The 16117-nt window shown below is 61.3% G+C and carries 12 protein-coding genes and 1 pseudogene; 7 read left to right on the top strand and 6 right to left on the bottom strand.

From position 1 onward, the window contains the following. Positions 1-181 precede the first annotated feature (181 nt). Positions 182-2170 carry an NF038122 family metalloprotease gene (locus YY7_RS0127785; protein WP_028166066.1) on the top strand — a complete coding sequence of 663 codons (1989 nt, stop codon included), beginning with the start codon at positions 182-184 and terminating at the stop codon, positions 2168-2170. Positions 2171-2302: 132 nt separating this feature from the next. Here the strand turns inward: YY7_RS0127785 and YY7_RS0127780 are convergent, their stop codons facing one another. Then, positions 2303-3097, bottom strand: a complete 795-nt coding sequence (locus YY7_RS0127780; RefSeq protein WP_028166065.1) for an alpha/beta fold hydrolase — start codon at positions 3095-3097, stop codon at positions 2303-2305. A gap of 109 nt (positions 3098-3206) precedes the next feature. Next, positions 3207-3716, bottom strand: coding sequence for a DUF4269 domain-containing protein (locus YY7_RS0127775; protein WP_028166064.1), 510 nt, complete (start codon positions 3714-3716; stop codon positions 3207-3209). Between the two features lie 203 nt (positions 3717-3919). Between YY7_RS0127775 and YY7_RS0127770 the strand changes: the two genes are divergently transcribed. Beyond that, positions 3920-4663 carry an SDR family oxidoreductase gene (locus YY7_RS0127770; RefSeq protein WP_028166063.1) on the top strand — a complete coding sequence of 248 codons (744 nt, stop codon included), beginning with the start codon at positions 3920-3922 and terminating at the stop codon, positions 4661-4663. 48 nt (positions 4664-4711) lie between these two features. Here YY7_RS0127770 and YY7_RS0127765 read toward each other — a convergent pair whose 3' ends face one another. Together YY7_RS0127765 and YY7_RS0127760 are read right to left on the bottom strand one after the other, a co-directional pair. Beyond that, positions 4712-5728, bottom strand: coding sequence for a methyltransferase (locus YY7_RS0127765; protein WP_028166062.1), 1017 nt, complete (start codon positions 5726-5728; stop codon positions 4712-4714). A 49-nt stretch (positions 5729-5777) separates the two neighbouring features. Further along, positions 5778-6758 carry a Bug family tripartite tricarboxylate transporter substrate binding protein gene (locus YY7_RS0127760; RefSeq protein WP_028166061.1) on the bottom strand — a complete coding sequence of 327 codons (981 nt, stop codon included), beginning with the start codon at positions 6756-6758 and terminating at the stop codon, positions 5778-5780. Between the two features lie 163 nt (positions 6759-6921). Between YY7_RS0127760 and YY7_RS0127755 the strand changes: the two genes are divergently transcribed. The 5 genes from YY7_RS0127755 (at position 6922) to YY7_RS0127735 (ending at position 14278) form a co-directional block, all read left to right on the top strand. Further along, positions 6922-8493, top strand: coding sequence for a winged helix-turn-helix domain-containing tetratricopeptide repeat protein (locus YY7_RS0127755; RefSeq protein ID WP_028166060.1), 1572 nt, complete (start codon positions 6922-6924; stop codon positions 8491-8493). A gap of 46 nt (positions 8494-8539) precedes the next feature. Continuing rightward, positions 8540-9211, top strand: a complete 672-nt coding sequence (locus tag YY7_RS0127750; protein ID WP_028166059.1) for a DUF4286 family protein — start codon at positions 8540-8542, stop codon at positions 9209-9211. Positions 9212-9475: 264 nt separating this feature from the next. Beyond that, on the top strand, positions 9476-11275 hold the full coding sequence (locus tag YY7_RS0127745; protein ID WP_028166058.1) for an FAD-dependent oxidoreductase: 1800 nt from the start codon (positions 9476-9478) through the stop codon (positions 11273-11275). After that, positions 11245-13092, top strand: a complete 1848-nt coding sequence (locus YY7_RS0127740) for a 2-oxoacid:acceptor oxidoreductase subunit alpha (protein ID WP_028166057.1) — start codon at positions 11245-11247, stop codon at positions 13090-13092. Before YY7_RS0127745 ends, YY7_RS0127740 begins: the two co-directional genes overlap by 31 nt. Positions 13093-13222: 130 nt before the next feature. Then, on the top strand, positions 13223-14278 hold the full coding sequence (locus YY7_RS0127735) for a 2-oxoacid:ferredoxin oxidoreductase subunit beta (protein WP_028166056.1): 1056 nt from the start codon (positions 13223-13225) through the stop codon (positions 14276-14278). Between the two features lie 137 nt (positions 14279-14415). On the opposite strand, the gene YY7_RS0127730 is transcribed toward YY7_RS0127735, so the two are convergent. Both YY7_RS0127730 and YY7_RS62080 read right to left on the bottom strand, forming a co-directional pair. Beyond that, on the bottom strand, positions 14416-15606 hold the full coding sequence (locus YY7_RS0127730; protein WP_028166055.1) for an ABC transporter substrate-binding protein: 1191 nt from the start codon (positions 15604-15606) through the stop codon (positions 14416-14418). A 268-nt stretch (positions 15607-15874) separates the two neighbouring features. Then, positions 15875-16117: pseudogene (locus YY7_RS62080) on the bottom strand (IS4 family transposase); the annotation flags it as partial.

Raw genomic sequence — 16117 nt, 5'->3', positions numbered from 1 at the left:
ACGCACTGATGCGAGCAATGCACGGCTTGAGGCGCTAGCAAGCAACCAGCTCGGGCCCGAGTTGTAGTCGCTCGCCATGTCAAAGACCCACTGATCTCTCGCTTTTGGTCTCCTAAAGGTACAGTGTGAGTGTACCGGGGCGCGCCCCGGGATCTCAGCGCGTTAGCACAGGGAGGCTAAGATGAGCTTCAGTGTTAGCTTCGATTCCAGCGTCAACGCCACGCAGCAAGCTGCGGTTCAAGCGGTCGCAAATTTCTTCAATGCCCATTTCACCGACCCCCCATCGATCGATATCAGCATTTCGTTCGCGAACATTGGTGGGCTTGGGGCGAGTTCCTACTCCCTCGACACTCAGACGTTCACTGCCATTAGAACTGCTCTTGTAAATGACAGCACGTCCGCCGACGACGCCACTGCAGTAGCGAGCCTGCCGACCTCTGACCCGGTCACCGGGACGCACAGCTGGACTTTGACGCCTGCCGAGGAAATGGCCCTGGGCATGATCGCCAATAACGGCTCAGCCTCCGATGGCAGCATCCGCTTCAGCAACACCGCGACTTTCGATTACGACCGTACGGATGGCATCACGGCAGGCGCCTTTGACTTCTTCGGCGTCGTTGCACACGAGTTCACCGAAATCATGGGGCGAGAGTTGAATGCCGTCGGCAACACGGTTGCAACCGGCGCGGGCGATCATCCCCTCGATCTCTTTAAGTTCTCGGCTGCGGGCACGCGTGAGTTCGTTGGAACAAATGCGGGTTATTTCTCGATCGACGGCGGCACGACCAATCTAGACAATTTTAATACCGCAACGAATGGTGACTTTGGCGATTGGGCAGCGAGTGCGGGAAATGACTCGTTCCTCGCCTTCAGCCCATCTGGTGTGGTGAACGCCGTTAGCCTTACCGACCTGAGAGAGATGGATGTCATCGGTTGGCAAGTGGTGGAGACAGCACCGGCTGTGGCTGCTTTGACAGCAACGGTGGGCGAGGACGGGCCGACCCTCAGCCAAAACCTACTCACCGGGGCGTCAGACGCTGAAAATGATACCCTGTTTGTGCAAAATCTGGCCAGCAGCGTGACGACTGTCAGTACATCCACGCTTGCTCAAACGCTCTTGCTGGGCAGCGACTACACGCTATCGGGATCGACAATTTCTCTTACCCCTGCAGGTTTCGCCAAGTTCAACGGGTTGTCTGCTGGGGAAACGGATACGGCAACATTCAATTACGATGTAAGCGACGGAATAACCACCACGCACAACACGTTTGCATTGACGATAAATGGTGTCAACGACGCTCCGTCGGCAATTGCGATTGCAGATAGGGTAAGCGAGGATGGACCGGCCGTCACGCTGACCGCCAACTTCACTGATCCCGATAGAGACGATACCCACGGCTTTTCGATCAACACTGCCGGCACCATAGGCAACGTCATAAACAACAACGACGGGACGTTCAGTTACGACCCGAACGGGCAATTTGAATTCCTGGCTCTCGGGCAGACGGCGACCGACACCTTCGCCTACACTGTGACCGACAATCACGGCGCAAGCTCGACAGCGACAGCCTCGATCACCGTGATCGGTCAGAACGATGCTCCTGTAATTCAGACCGGTGGCGGGGGCGACGAGGCAACTTACTGGCTTCGAGTGCACAATGCTGCGATCACGACGGTCCAGGCCAAAGACGTCGATAATGGAGACATCGTCACATACTCCATCGTTGGTGGGTCAGATGCGAGCAGCTTCACCCTCGACAGTCATACTGGTGTACTCGCCTTCGCGTCCTTGCCTAAGCAGCCGCACAACGCCTACGAGGTGCAGGTCCAGGCCTCCGACGGTCACCCCGGAGGCACCGACGTTCAGGCAATCACCGTCAATGTTACCGCAGACAAGATGGCAGGGGATCAGGCGAACCTGGAGGCTGACACCTTTGTCTTCCACGACAAGTTCGGGGTAAATACGGTTCAACACTTTGATGTCCTTCACGACTTCCTCCAGTTCGATCGGGGCATGTTTGCCGCAGATACGGCGGCTGCGGTGCTAGATGCCTCTCATGATGATGGCCATGGCAACGTGGTAGTCGATGCACATGCGGGCCATCTGACGCTGCAAGGCGTATCAGTGGCCCAACTGGCAGCTCACACTAACGACATCCTATTCGTCTGAGACGGACTCGGACATCAAGGCTCGACCGCCCCCGCGGTCGAGCCTGCAGCAAAAAAAGAAAAGGCTCGTATCGGAGTGTGCCGGGCTTGTGTACCAACCCGCCGAGCGGCTGGCCTTGCGGGCCCGGAGCGTTCAAGAGACGAGAGGATGTCGTTCAAGGAAGTCCGTGATGGCTGCGTTCACGGGTCCCGGGTTCGTCATGTTGACGGAGTGACCGCCCGCAATCAGGATCAGTTCCGCATTGGGGATTGCTGCCTTCATGGCTTGCGCCCTCGAAAGTGGAATGGCGGCATCGGCATCACCATGGATGACCAGTGCGGGGACGCGGATCGAGGAAATCTTGTCGCTGATATCGTCTCGGCGAGCGAGCGTGTCGAGACAGCTCAAGAGATTTGGCGCGGTCATGGCACGCCACTTTTCCCTCCATGCGGAGGCGCCAGGCCAGTTGGGACCGAAAATGATGTGCTCGACCGTGGTGGCGATTTCGTCCGGCAGCTTGCCCGCGATCCATGCACCGAGCAGCGCGCGATAGCTCGCGAGTGTTTTCGGATCATCTACGCCCGCCTGCGTTGCGATCAAGACCAAGGCACGGACGCGTTCGGGATTGATCAAGGCGCATCTCATGCCAAGGAAGGAACCCTGAGACACGCCGACGAGAATGGCGCTGTCGATGCCGAGAAACGAAAGAAGCGCGGAGAGATCGTTTGCGGAATCGTAGTACGAAAAGGCGGGCAACGTTTCCGTGGCAGTCTTCCCATGCCCGCGCTCGTCCCACACGATGCAGCGGTATCTGTCCCGGAACGCCATCACCTGCGGCGAGAACATGGTGCCGTCAAGCAACAGTCCGTGCGAGAAGACAATCGCCGGGCCAGCGCCGCCCGTATCCTCGTAATAGAGCCCCTGACCGTTAACGTCCGCGTAGGGCACTTCTTGCTCCTGCTTACCATTCTCCGTCATTGAAGCATGCGACATCGGCCCGACAAAGGCGACGGAATTTGAGCTACGGCGGTAACAGAGCGGCGCGTCGGACAATTCCTCACAATGAGTTCAGCCGAGCGCGCAACTGAACGTCGGTCTCGGAAGCGAGTTCGAGCAAGCCGCGATAGGGATCGCCGGCTATCCCAAGAACGGCTGCGAAGGCGGGCTCGGTCTTGATCCCGAGCGACCTTTGCTGAAGGACGGCCTTGCGGAGGCGTCCGTCGTCGAGCGCCAGCAATCTTCTTTCGATCTCGAAATGCAACCAGCCGTCCTGCTGATCCACCGGCCGAGTGTCGCCGAACACCTCGAAGGGCCACCCGCTCCATTCGAAGCGAGCGACCACCGGTCGTCCCGAGGAGGTCCACTGATAAAGACGAAAGCCATCGCAGGATTGGTATTGTTTCCAGATCGCCTCGGCAAAGACCGCCGGGTCAAATGCGTGACAGACGATGTCGATATCGCTGCCCGGCACGGAAATCGCCAAGGGAAGAGTGCCGACGACATGGGGATCGAACGCACGGAGCGTATCCAACACACCTGAGCTACTGATCGCGACTTCGTATTCCATCGTTGCTCGCCGAGGCACGAACCGCCGCCACTCCGGCTCTCAGCCTTTCAGCATTCGCAGTACCACATTTCATGCGATCCTCCATCATCGCTCCCGAGAGTTGCTGGACGTAGCGGCTCGTGAGATATTTGCACCTGTTGGCGAGCCGTCCCAGTCGTCAATCCGGAACTACTCGCCTTCGTCAAACGCTGAGGGAGAGTGCCATGAAGATCATCGTCATCGGCGGCACCGGGCTAATCGGATCGAAGCTGGTCGCAAAACTCAGCCAACAGGGACACGAGGCCGTGCCGGCCTCTCCGCGGTCGGGTGTGAACGCGGTGACGGGAGAAGGGCTCGCGGCCGCGCTCACCGGCGCGCAAGTCGTGGTGGACGTTTCCAATTCGCCATCCTGGGAACCTGCCGCAGTGCTCGACTTTTTCGAGCGTTCCACCCGCAATCTCGTTGCTGCGGAAACCGCGGCCGGCGTGACGCATCACGTCGCGCTATCGATTGTCGGGACCGACCGCTCGCCGGATATCGCCTATTTTCGTGCCAAGATCGCGCAGGAGACACTGATCAAATCGTCCGGCGTTCCCTACTCCATCGTCCGCGCGACCCAGTTCTTCGAATTCCTGAGCGCTATCGCCGAAACCGGAGCGGTCGGGAACAGGATTGTCGTTCCGTCGGCCCTGTTCCAGCCGATCGCGGCCGACGATGTCGTTGACTGCCTCGCAGAGGTCGCGGTCGGGCAGCCGCTGAACGCCACGATCGATATTGCAGGCCCGGAGAAGGCGCCCTTCAATGAATTCGTTGCGCGCCGCCTGAAGGCATCAGGCGACAGCCGGCTCGTTTTCGGTGATCCAACCGCAGAGTATTATGGCGCGCCGATCGACGATGCCTCGCTGACGCCCAGCGGCACAGCCCGGCTTGGACCAACCCGCCTGGAGGCTTGGCTCGCGAGACTTTAACGTCGGCCGAGGCTCGGCTGACCCAGACTCGGAGTTTCCGCACCGACCTCAGTTCGTGATCTTGTCGAACTGAATCAGGCTGAACGAGCCAGCGCTGGAGAGTCCCGCAAAGGTGAAGCCGGCCGACTCGGCAAGGGTGCGGTACTGGGCTTCGGTGCGCTCCAGGCCGCCCGGCTCCCGCAGCATGTTAAGGTCGCTCATGGCGCGCTCCCGGTCTTGAGCTGATGTCGTCGGACGTTCTGGCATGATCCGCTCGACGATGATCAGCTTGCCGCCCACTGGAAGCGCATCCCGGCACTTGCGCAGTATGATCTCGCTCCGATCGTCCCTCCAATTATGGAGGATGCTCTTCATCAGGATTGTATCGGCGCCGCTCGGGACCGCCGCGAAGAAATCGCCGGCAACGAACCGGCAGCGGTCGGCGATGCCAACCCGATTGAAATGCGCTCGCGCCTCCTTCTCGCAGCGTACAAGATCGCACGCTATTCCCGTGAGATGCGGATTATGCAGCAGCACGCCGGCGATCAGCTCGCCTGAGCCGGCGCCGAGATCCATGACGACGCGCGAGGTCGAGAAATCGTAGGCCTGAACGATCTTCGGAACGAGGCTCCGCGTCAGACTGACCATCGCGGCATTGAACCGGCTGACGACTTCCGGCGAATTGCCCATCACAGCATAGCGATCGTGTCCCTCTCCCCGCATCTCGGTCGCGGTCTTCCCGGAGCGAACGGAATCGACAAGGCCGGCCCAGGATCGCACGAGGACTTCGCCTTCGAAGAGAACCCAGTTCTTGAAAGAGGGATTGGCATTCCGATCAAGCTGTCGGCCGAGGTCGGTGATCGTAAACCTGTCCCCGCTTGCCCGGTTGCAGACCCCAATCGTTGTCAGCGCAACGAGCAGCCTGCGCAGCGCGCTTTCGTCGGCGGACACCAACCGGGCAAGCTCGGCCATGGATTTTGCATCGTCTCCGATCGCCTCCGCGAGGTCGAGCTTGGCGGCGGCATAGATCGCCGCCGTCACGCGGTGGGACTGCACGAGATCGAATATCGATTCTGATCCGTTCATGTGTTCCTCCAACAGGATGAGAGCCCGGGACTGCAGTCGGTCGGAGTCTTCAATTGGTCGGAGTGAATCCCGTTGCTTGCACGATCGCTTTCCAGCGTTCGGATTCGGATGCGATCAGCCGGGCGAAGTCGCCCATCGCGATCGCGTCGGGCTCAACTGCCAGCTTTGCCATGCCGGACCTTACCTCGTCGATGCGGAGGGCAGCCTGGATGGAACCGTTGAGGCGCTCGACAATACCCGCCGACGTCTGCGCGGGAACGAAAAACCCATACCATGTGAGGTCCTCAAGCGAGGGATAGCCGAGTTCTCGCACCGTCGGCACATCAGGAAGAAACGGACTGTGGCGCGGTCCGGTGGTCGCCAGCGCACGAAGATCTCCGGATCGGACAAGGCCGAGCGAGCTGCCGACCGGCATAATGGCCGATGCGATCTCTCCTTTGACCAAATCCTGGATCGCGCCATTGCCTTGATAGGGCACATGAAGAAAATCGAAGCCCGCGGTGCGGCCCAGCATCGCGCCAAGGAAATGCAGCGTGGTGCCGGCACCCGCCGTGCCGTAGGTGGCCTGCTTTGGGTTGGCGCGGCACCAGGCGACGAAATCTGCAAGGGTCTTCACCTCACCCGGCACCTTCGGACCGACCGTCAGCAAGGTCGGGGTCGAGGCGACGGTCGACACCGCCGTGAAATCGCGCGGCTCATATCTGAGCGTCTTGTAGACGTGCGGAAAGAGCATCATGAATCCAAGCGGCGCGAACAGCATGACGGTTCCGTCGGCGTCAGCCGTCTTCACCGCCTCGACCGCGACACGGCCGGCGGCGCCTGGCCGGGTCTCGACCACGATCGTCTCCGCATAATCCTTCATCTGGCCGGCAACGAGCCTTGCCAGGGCGTCCTGCAACCCCGGCGTAAAGCCTGTCAGTATATGCACGGTTCTTGCCGATGGTTGTGCGATGGCACGCTGCACGAGACCCGCGGCAGAGAACGCGACGCCGGCCGCCGACACGATCAACAAGTCACGACGTGTGATCATCAACTGTCTCCCAACCTGATCTCATTCCGCGCTTACTCTACCTTTGGATGTACCACGGCGAGGATGGACAGGCTTGGTCTCCGGCTTACTTTTTCCTTATCGTCGGCTTACTCTTGCGTTCGGGCATAAACTTCCGTGATTGGCCGCCGTGCGGGGAAGTCGCTTGCGTTATATTTTTGAAGATTTTTCATTTGATACCGCCCGGCGCGAGCTGCGTCGCGGCGCGGATGTCATCGCTGTCGCGCCGAAAGTATTCGACTTGCTTGGCTATCTGATCGGCAACCGGGACCACGTCGTCAGCAAGGACGATCTCATCAAAGCCATCTGGCAAGGCCGCATCGTTTCGGATGTGGCCCTGACCACGCGCCTGAATGCTGCGCGCAGGGCGATTGGCGACTCCGGGGACGAACAGCGACTCATCAGAACGTTTCCGCGCAAGGGTGTCCGTTTCATCGGCACGGTGCACGAATCGGCTGTGCCAGCGGGCGCAACGGTGTCGGACGGCTCGCCGAAACCGGGCTTTGCCATTCCTGATAAACCTTCGCTGGTCGTCCTGCCGTTCACCAATCTCAGCTCCGATCCCGAGCAGGAATATTTCGTCGACGGCGTGACCGAGAGCCTGACCACGGATCTGTCGCGCATGGTCGGGATCTTCGTGATCGGCCGCAACACCGCTTTCACCTACAAGGGCAAGCATGTCGATCTGAAGCAGATCGGTCGAGAACTCGGCGTTCGCTATGTCCTCGAGGGTTCCGTGCAGCGTAATGGAAGCCGCATGCGTATCAACGTTCAGCTCATTGATGCCGAGACCGGCAATCACCTGTGGGCAGAACGGTTCGACAAGCCGATCGCCGATCTCTTCGACATGCAGGATGAAATCGGCGCGCGTCTTGCCAATCAGCCTGGAACGGAATTGGTCACGGCTGAGGCGCGGCGGGCGGCGCAGGCGCCGCTTCCGGATTCGATGGACCTGTATTTCCAGGGCATGGCGTGTGTGAACCGGGGATCGGACCCGGCCAACCTGTCGCATGCGCGCAGGTTCTTCGAACAGGCCTTATGCCTGGATGCCGGCAACGCTGAGGCAATGGTTGGCATGGCGTTTGTCGATGCCATGCGGGGAACGTCCATGCAGACCGGCGACCGGACCGCGCGCCTTCTGGCGGCCGAGACGTCTTTGACCAAGGTCCTGGCGTCCGTGCCCAACCACGCGATGGCGCATTGCCTTCTTGGCGTCGTCCAGATTTTTACCAAGCGTGCCGCTCAGGGCATCGCCGAATGTGAGTGGGCCTTGGCGCTGGATCGAAATCTGGCCACAGCTTACGCATGGATTGGGCTTGGCAAATGTTATCTCGGTCGAGCCGAAGAAACTGAAGCCTACGTCATGGAAGCATTTCGGCTTTCGCCACGTGACAACCGAGCGTTCAGTTGGATGAATACAGCGGGTGTCGCGCAGTCCTATCTTGCAGCCGATGAAGCGGCTGCCTACTGGTTTAGGCGATCCATCGAGACCAACCGGAATGTCGCCGCGTTCGTTCACTTCTACCTTGCCGCGGCCTTGGCACATCTCGAGCGGATCGAGGAAGCACAGGCTTCGGTACAGGCGGGACTGGCCCTCGATCCCGATTTCACGCTCTCCCACTTCCTCGCCATCGCGCCAATGGACAACCCGACCTGCCTCGCGCAGCGCGCACGGATCGCCGAAGGTATGCGCAAGGCAGGGCTACCGAACGGCTGAATAGGCGGACAGTAATTCCGCAGTTGGAAACTTCTGGAGAACACTAATGCCCCTGGCCGGAAAAGGCATGCTGCTGACGTCGATGGATATCGATCCCGCTGATGAGGCCGATTTCAATCGCTGGTATGACCGCGAGCATCTCGAGGAGCGCGTCGCCATTGATGGCTTCCTGGAGGCGCGTCGCTACGTCGCACATGAGGGCAAGCCGAAATATCTCAGCCTCTACTCGACTGAGACCTTCGAGGTGTTGGATAGCCCGGCCTACCGCACCGCACTCGCCAACCAGACCGAATGGTCCAAGGCCAACATCGCGCGCTTCAAGAACATGATCCGCGGCGTCGCGCGCATCACCATCAGCCGGGGCACCGGCCGCGGCGCTGCGCTCGGCATCATCCGGCTTCGTCCGCCCGGCGAAGGCAAAGACAGACTGCGCGAAGCGCTGCGCGACCAGCTCGATCCCGCCAAGCTCGATGGGATCATCTCCATCCATTTGATCGAAAACGACCCTGCCCTTTCGAAACCGCTGACATCAGATGCATCGAATGCCGCGCCGGGCGCCGGTGACTGGTTCGTGCTGATTGACGCCACCGATGTAAGGGCCGTCCCGGCCGCCTTGGCGCTGGTGACCGACAACGCCGCCTGCAAGCCGCTGGTGATCTCCAGCGGCACTTACCGGCTGATGTGGGACCTCGCCAAGAGCGACCTGCCCCGCGCGTGATCCGCGCCGGCGGTGTCACGAATTGTTGCACCGCCGCATAAAGCCTTCATGGAGCTGAGCGGCAGGCGCGTGCTGCACCGCGCGAATGCCTGATGTCGCGCAGAATTGGCTTGTGTGCCTGATCTGGAATGGCTCTAATAAGAGCCGTCTATGATGCAATTGGAAAACCAGAAGAACGCCCGTCCGTTGGGCGTTCGCAGGCAAAGATAAGGCCGCGCATCTGACTTTGGGCTCCGACTTGGGTCCCGCGCGGATAAGGTAGGAATGAAACCGACTGATATCTCCGCGCCGGACTACTTTCACAAAGTAGTCGACTGCCAATGGGCCTGCCCCGCACACACACCGGTTCCCGAATATATCCGTTTGATTGCCGAGGGGCGTTACAGCGACGCCTACATGATCAATTGGAAGTCGAACGTGTTCCCCGGCATTTTGGGGCGCACGTGCGACCGTCCATGCGAGCCGGCCTGCCGCCGCGGCCGCGTCGAGGAAAATCCGGTCGCGATCTGCCGCCTGAAGCGCGTGGCAGCCGACTTCAAGGACGATATCAAGCACCGCCTGCCACGGCCCGGGCCGAAGAACGGCAAGCGCATTGCGCTGATCGGCGGCGGCCCCGCTTCGCTCACGGTGGCGCGCGACCTTGCCCCGCTTGGCTATCACTGCACCGTGTTCGACCAGGATCCCAAGGCCGGCGGCATGATGCGGACGCAGATCCCGAAATTCCGCCTGCCGGATTCGGTGATCGACGAGGAAACCGACTACATCCTGGGCCTCGGCATCGAGTTCAAGGGCGCCCACCGCATCGACAGCCTGAAGCAACTGCTGTCCGAGAACTATGACGCGATCTTCGTCGGCTCCGGTGCGCCGCGCGGCCGCGAGCTCGACATTCCCGGCCGCAAGGAGGCAGCCGCCAACATCCACATCGGCATCGAGTGGCTGTCGTCAGTGTCGTTCGGCCATGTCGAGAAAATCGGCCGCCGCGTGATCGTGCTCGGCGGTGGCAACACGGCGATGGATTGCTGCCGCACCGCGCGCCGCCTCGGCGGGGCGGACGTGAAAGTGATCGTCCGCTCCGGCTTCGACGAGATGAAGGCCTCGCCCTGGGAGAAGGAAGACGCGCTCCATGAGGACATCCCGATCCTCAATTACATGGTGCCGGTCGCCTTCATCCACGACAACGGCAAGCTCACCGGCGTCACCTTCCAGAAGGTGAAGGCCGAATATGACGCCAAGGGCCGGCGCAATCTGGTGCCGTCAGGCGAGCCCGATGAGACCGTGGCCTGCGACGACGTGCTGGTCGCGGTCGGCCAGGAGAACGCCTTCCCCTGGATCGAGGCCGATTGCGGCATCGAATTCGACAAATGGCACATGCCGAAGGTCGATCCGAAGACCTTCGCCTCGACCAATCCAAAAGTGTTCTTCGGCGGCGATGCCGCATTCGGCCCGAAGAACATCATCTGGGCGGTGGCGCATGGCCATGACGCCGCGCTGTCGATCCACAAGATGCTGTCCGGCGAGGACATCAACGAGCGCCCGCTGCCCGAGGTGCACGTCTCCTCGCAGAAGATGGGCATCCATGAGTGGAGCTACGACAACGACATCTCCACCGACAAGCGCTTCAAGGTGCCGCATCGCGACAAGGTGATCGCGCTGAAGGACATCCGCGCCGAGGTCGAGCTCGGCTACGACCTCAAGCTCGCACTCGGCGAGGCCGAGCGCTGCCTGAACTGCGACGTGCAGACCGTGTTCACCGCGCCGCTCTGCATCGAATGCGACGCCTGCGTCGACATCTGCCCGATGGATTGCATCACCTTCACAGAGAACGGCGAGGAAGACGATCTGCGGCAGCGGCTGAAGGCGCCTTCGCCGCATCACGACCAGGCACTCTATATCGCCGACGGGCTGAAGACCGGCCGTATCATGGCGAAGGACGAAGACGTCTGCCTGCATTGCGGGCTGTGCGCCGAGCGCTGCCCGACCGGTGCCTGGGACATGCAGAAATACCTCATCGATATGGTTCACGCGGGATCAACATGTCAGTCCAAAGCCCGATCAGCAGCGTAAACGACTTCGTCGTCCGCTTCGCCAACGTCAACGGCTCGGGTTCGGCGAGCGCCAACGAATTGTTCGCGCGTGCGATCCTGCGCCACGGCGTGCCGGTGTCACCGCGCAACATCTTCCCCTCCAACATCCAGGGCCTGCCGACGTGGTATGAAGTGCGGGTGACAGAAGCCGGCCATCTCGGCGCCCGCGGCGGCGTCGACATGATGGTGGCGATGAACCCGCAGACCTGGGACAAGGATGTCGCCTCGATCGAGCCCGGCGGCTATCTGTTCTACGATTCCACCAAGCCGATGCCGTCGTCGAAATTCCGCGCCGACATCACCGTGATCGGGGTGCCGCTGACCGCGATCACCAACTCGACCTATACCGATCCGCGCCAGCGCCAACTGTTCAAGAACATCATCTATCTCGGCGCGCTGTCCGCGCTGCTCGAGATGGATCCGAAGCTGATCGAGCAACTGATCGGCGAGCAGTACAAGGGCAAGGAGAAGCTGCTCTCCTCCAACGTCCATGCGCTGCATCTCGGCCGCGACTGGGCGCTGCAGAACCTGAAATGCCCGATCGGGCTCAGGGTCAAGAAGGCCGACAAGGTCGGCGATCGCATCTTTCTGGAAGGCAACAGCGCCGCCGCGCTCGGCGCAGTCTATGGCGGCGCCACGGTCTGCGCGTGGTATCCGATCACGCCGTCATCTTCGCTCGCCGAGGCCTTCACCAACCACTGCAAGAAGCTGCGGCACGATCCGGAGACCGGTCAGGCGAAATATGCGATCGTGCAGGCCGAGGACGAGCTTGCTTCGATCGGCATCGTGATCGGCGCCTCATGGAACGGCGCGCGCGCCTTCACCACGACCTCCGGGCCCGGCATCTCCTTGATGACGGAGTTCATCGGTCTCTCCTACTTCGCCGAGATTCCGGCCGTGATCATGAATGTGCAGCGCGCCGGTCCTTCGACCGGCATGCCGACGCGCACTCAGCAATGCGACATCATCGCCTGCGCCTATGCTTCGCATGGCGACACCAAGCATGTGCTGCTGTTCCCGGAAGATCCGGCGGAGGCATTCGAGTTTGCCGCGACCGCCTTCGATCTTGCCGAGCGGCTGCAGACCGTGATCTTCGTGATGCTCGATCTCGATATCGGCATGAACCACCGGCTGTGCCGGCCGCTGCGCTGGGACGACGCGCGGCAGTATGACCGCGGCAAGGTGATGACCAGGGAGATGCTGGAAGAAGGCCGCGATTTCGGCCGCTATCTCGATGTCGACGGCGACGGCATTCCCTTCCGCACCTATCCCGGCACGCACCCGACCAAGGGCTCGTACTTCACTCGCGGCACCTCGCGCGACCGCTATGCGCGCTATTCGGAGGAAGGCCCTGTCTACGCCGACAACATGCAGCGCCTGGTGCGCAAGTTCGAGACCGCGCAGGACCTGGTGCCGCGGCCGCTGCAAGCCAATGCGGCCAAGCCGACCAAATATGGCGTGATCTATTTCGGCTCGACCGCGCCGGCGATGGACGAGGCGATCGAGATTCTGGACGCGCGCGGCCATCATCTGGACCGGCTGCGCATCCGCGCCTTCCCGTTCCACTCCAGCGTCGCCAGCTTCATCGCCGACCACGATTTCGTTTACGTCGTCGAGCAGAACCGCGACGCGCAGCTCCGGCAATTGATCGTCAACGAGAACGGCATCGATCCCGTGCGGCTGGTGCCGATCCTGCATTATGACGGCACGCCGATCACCGCGCGCTTCATTGCGAACGCGATTGGCGACCACCAGGACCATCTCAAGGTGACCCCTCTGCGCAAGGCCGTGTCATGACCTCTCCTTTCATCTCTCCGGCGTCATGCCCGGGCTTGACCCGGGCATCCACGCCTTTCTTTCTCCTGACCAGTACGTGGATGGCCGGGTCAAGCCCGGCCATGACGCGGCGGGGACCGCAGGTGTTGTTATGACCTACATTGCAAAGCCGAAATTCCATCATCCCGGCCTCAAGAAGAACGAGCTCGGCTATACCCACCGCGACTACGAGGGCAAGATCTCGACGCTGTGCGCCGGCTGCGGCCATGACTCGATCACAGCCTCGATCATCGAGGCCTGCTACGAGCTCTCGATCGAGCCGCACCGGGTGGCGAAGATTTCCGGCATCGGCTGCTCGTCGAAGACGCCGGACTATTTCCTCGGCAATTCACACGGCTTTAACTCCGTGCATGGCCGCATGCCGTCGGTGCTGACCGGCGCCAACCTCGCCAACCGAGACCTGATCTATCTCGGCGTTTCCGGCGACGGCGACAGCGCCTCGATCGGCTTCGGCCAGTTCGCGCATTCGATCCGCCGCGGCGTCAACATGACCTATATCGTCGAGAACAATGGCGTCTACGGCCTGACCAAGGGTCAGTTCTCGGCGACCGCCGACCGCGGCTCGAAGTCCAAGAAGGGCGTGGTCAATACCGACAATGCGATCGACCTGGTCGCGATCGCGCTGCAGCTCGGGGCCACCTTCGTGGCGCGCAGCTTCTCCGGCGACAAGACCCAGCTCGTGCCGCTGATCGCGGCCGCGATCCAGCACAAGGGCGCGTCCTTCATCGACGTCATCAGCCCCTGCATCGCCTTCAACAATCACGCCGGCTCGACCAAGAGCTTCGACTATGTCCGCGAGCACAACGATGCCGTGAACCGGCTCGACGTGCTGGTCGGCCGCGAGCCGATCCACGTCGACTATGCGCCCGGCACAGTGCAGGTGGTCGAGCAGCACGACGGCTCGCGGATCGCGCTGCGCAAGCTCGATGCCGATTACGATCCGCATGACCGGGTGGGCGCGATGACCTTCCTGCAGAAGCACGCCGCCAAGGGCCAGATCGTCACCGGGCTGTTGTACGTCGATCCGGAAGCCGAGGATTTGCACGCCCATCTCAACACGGTGGACACCCCGCTCAATACGCTGGATGCGAAGGCGCTCTGCCCCGGCTCCGCCGCGCTGGACAAGATCAACGCCAGCCTGCGTTAACTGCGCCCCCTCTCCCGCTTGCGGAAGAGGGCGGGGTGAGGGTGTCTCCACGAGTCATTACGTGGAGAGGGCCCTCACCCGGCGCTATGCGCCGACCTCTCCCGCAAGCGGGAGAGGTGAAAGGAGCCTGCACGCCCTCACTTGTCGCCGAGCACGTCGCCGAACAGGACCCATGACTTGCCGTCGAAGCGCGCCATCTGGATTTGCCGGATGGGCGTGACATTGGTCGGCTCGGTCGTCACCTTGATGCCCGGCAGCAGCATCGGCAGTTCGAGGCCGTTGAGGTTGGTGGCCTGTTTGATGATGTTGTCGCGGCTGAGATCGTCCTTGCAGTTCTTCAGCACCGCCGCCATCACGCCTGCAACCGTATAGCCCTGCACGTTGAAGAGGTCGCCGGGACTGGCATTCGGCTGATACTTCGTCATCCAGGCCGAGAATTCCTTCTGCGCGGGATCGTCAGCCCAGCGCGGATCAGTCGGGTCCTTCAGATACAGGCCAGTAACAACACCGACGGCGTTCTCAAGACCAGCAGGTTCGAGCACGGCGGATACGGAATTGGAGACGGTCGGCAGGATGATCAGCGGCTTCCAGCCCATGCCGGCGGCCTTGCGCAGCGCTTGCGCCGCGAACTTCGGCGTCGCCTCGGCAAAGAACACGTCTGCGCCGGACTCGCGCATCGACACCATCTGTGAATCGATGGTCGGATCGCTGGTCAGATAGGTGGTCTCCGACACGATCTGGCCGACATGCTCGCCGAGCCCTTCCTTGAAACCCCTCAGATAATCCTTGCCGGCGTCCTCGTTCGGCGTGATCACGGCGATCTTGGCGTCCGGCTTGGTCCGCAGAATGTACTTGGCGTAGAGCCTGCCTTCGAGTTCGTAGGTCGGATTGAAGCCGACGGTCCAGGGGAACTGTTTCGGATCGTTCCACCGCGTCGCGCCCGACGAGACGAAGAGCTGCGGCACGCGCTTGATGTTCAGGTATTTCTGAACGGCGATGTTGGGCGCGGTGCCGACGGAACTGAACAGCGCAAGCACCTCATCCTGTTCGACGAGCTTGCGTGTCTGCTCCACCGTCTTCGACGGCGAATAGGCATCGTCCAGGCTGTCGAATTCAATCTTGCGGCCGTTGATGCCGCCCTGGTCGTTCAACATCTGAAAATACGCGGCTTCCGCGCGCGCGATGGTGCTGTAGGCCGATGCGGGCCCGCTGTAGGGCGCGGTGTTTCCAAGCTTGATGGTGGTTTCGGCACTGAGCGAAGCTGACATCGTCAGCATCGAGAGCGCGGCGGAGGCGAGAGCGCCCGCCAGACATTTGCGAGTTGTCACGGTCTATTTCCTTTTTGGTTTTTTCGACCGCGCGCACCATACCAATCACGCCAGATGAGGCAATCGCGCAAGAATTCCGCGTGCCGGCAATTGGCACGCGCAATGTCTCTTTCTCCCTCTCCCCGTTCTTACGGGGAGAGGGTTGGGGTGAGGGGCTTTATCCGCGAACAAAATGGCAGACGGACTCGCGGAGACTCCCCCTCACCCGAAATTCAAGCTCCGCTTGAATTCGACCTCTCCCCGCAAGCGCAGGGCTGTCCGGGGAAAATCAGCCATAGCAAAATGCCAATTGGTTCGGGGAAGTTCGCGATTTGGGCTTACTGGGATTGATAGGTGGCGGCTCGTTGATCGCGGCCAGGGATCGACGGGTGAACAGAAACTGGCGGATCAGTTCGGCCAGCCTGAGAGGGAGCATCTTGACGCAGTTGGCGCGCGCGGCGATGCGCAACAACAGGTAGGCAATCATCGCAGCGAGCACCTGCAGGCGGATAGCATTGTCGTTGGTGCCGAG

Source organism: Bradyrhizobium elkanii WSM2783, assembly GCF_000472865.1.
Taxonomy (GTDB): Bacteria; Pseudomonadota; Alphaproteobacteria; order Rhizobiales; family Xanthobacteraceae; genus Bradyrhizobium; species Bradyrhizobium elkanii_A.
The sequence above is the reverse complement of the archived record's forward strand: the minus strand, read 5'-3'. Positions and strand labels throughout refer to the sequence as shown.

Excerpts from the sequence above, each read along its gene's own strand:
- YY7_RS0127765 (WP_028166062.1), bottom strand. The coding sequence starts at position 5,728 with ATGAACGGATCAGAATCGATATTCGATCTCGTGCAGTCCCACCGCGTG.
- YY7_RS0127770 (WP_028166063.1), top strand. The coding sequence starts at position 3,920 with ATGAAGATCATCGTCATCGGCGGCACCGGGCTAATCGGATCGAAGCTG.
- YY7_RS0127745 (WP_028166058.1), top strand. The coding sequence starts at position 9,476 with ATGAAACCGACTGATATCTCCGCGCCGGACTACTTTCACAAAGTAGTC.
- YY7_RS0127760 (WP_028166061.1), bottom strand. The coding sequence starts at position 6,758 with ATGATCACACGTCGTGACTTGTTGATCGTGTCGGCGGCCGGCGTCGCG.
- YY7_RS0127750 (WP_028166059.1), top strand. The coding sequence starts at position 8,540 with ATGCCCCTGGCCGGAAAAGGCATGCTGCTGACGTCGATGGATATCGAT.
- YY7_RS0127775 (WP_028166064.1), bottom strand. The coding sequence starts at position 3,716 with ATGGAATACGAAGTCGCGATCAGTAGCTCAGGTGTGTTGGATACGCTC.
- YY7_RS0127735 (WP_028166056.1), top strand. The coding sequence starts at position 13,223 with ATGACCTACATTGCAAAGCCGAAATTCCATCATCCCGGCCTCAAGAAG.
- YY7_RS0127785 (WP_028166066.1), top strand. The coding sequence starts at position 182 with ATGAGCTTCAGTGTTAGCTTCGATTCCAGCGTCAACGCCACGCAGCAA.
- YY7_RS0127740 (WP_028166057.1), top strand. The coding sequence starts at position 11,245 with ATGTCAGTCCAAAGCCCGATCAGCAGCGTAAACGACTTCGTCGTCCGC.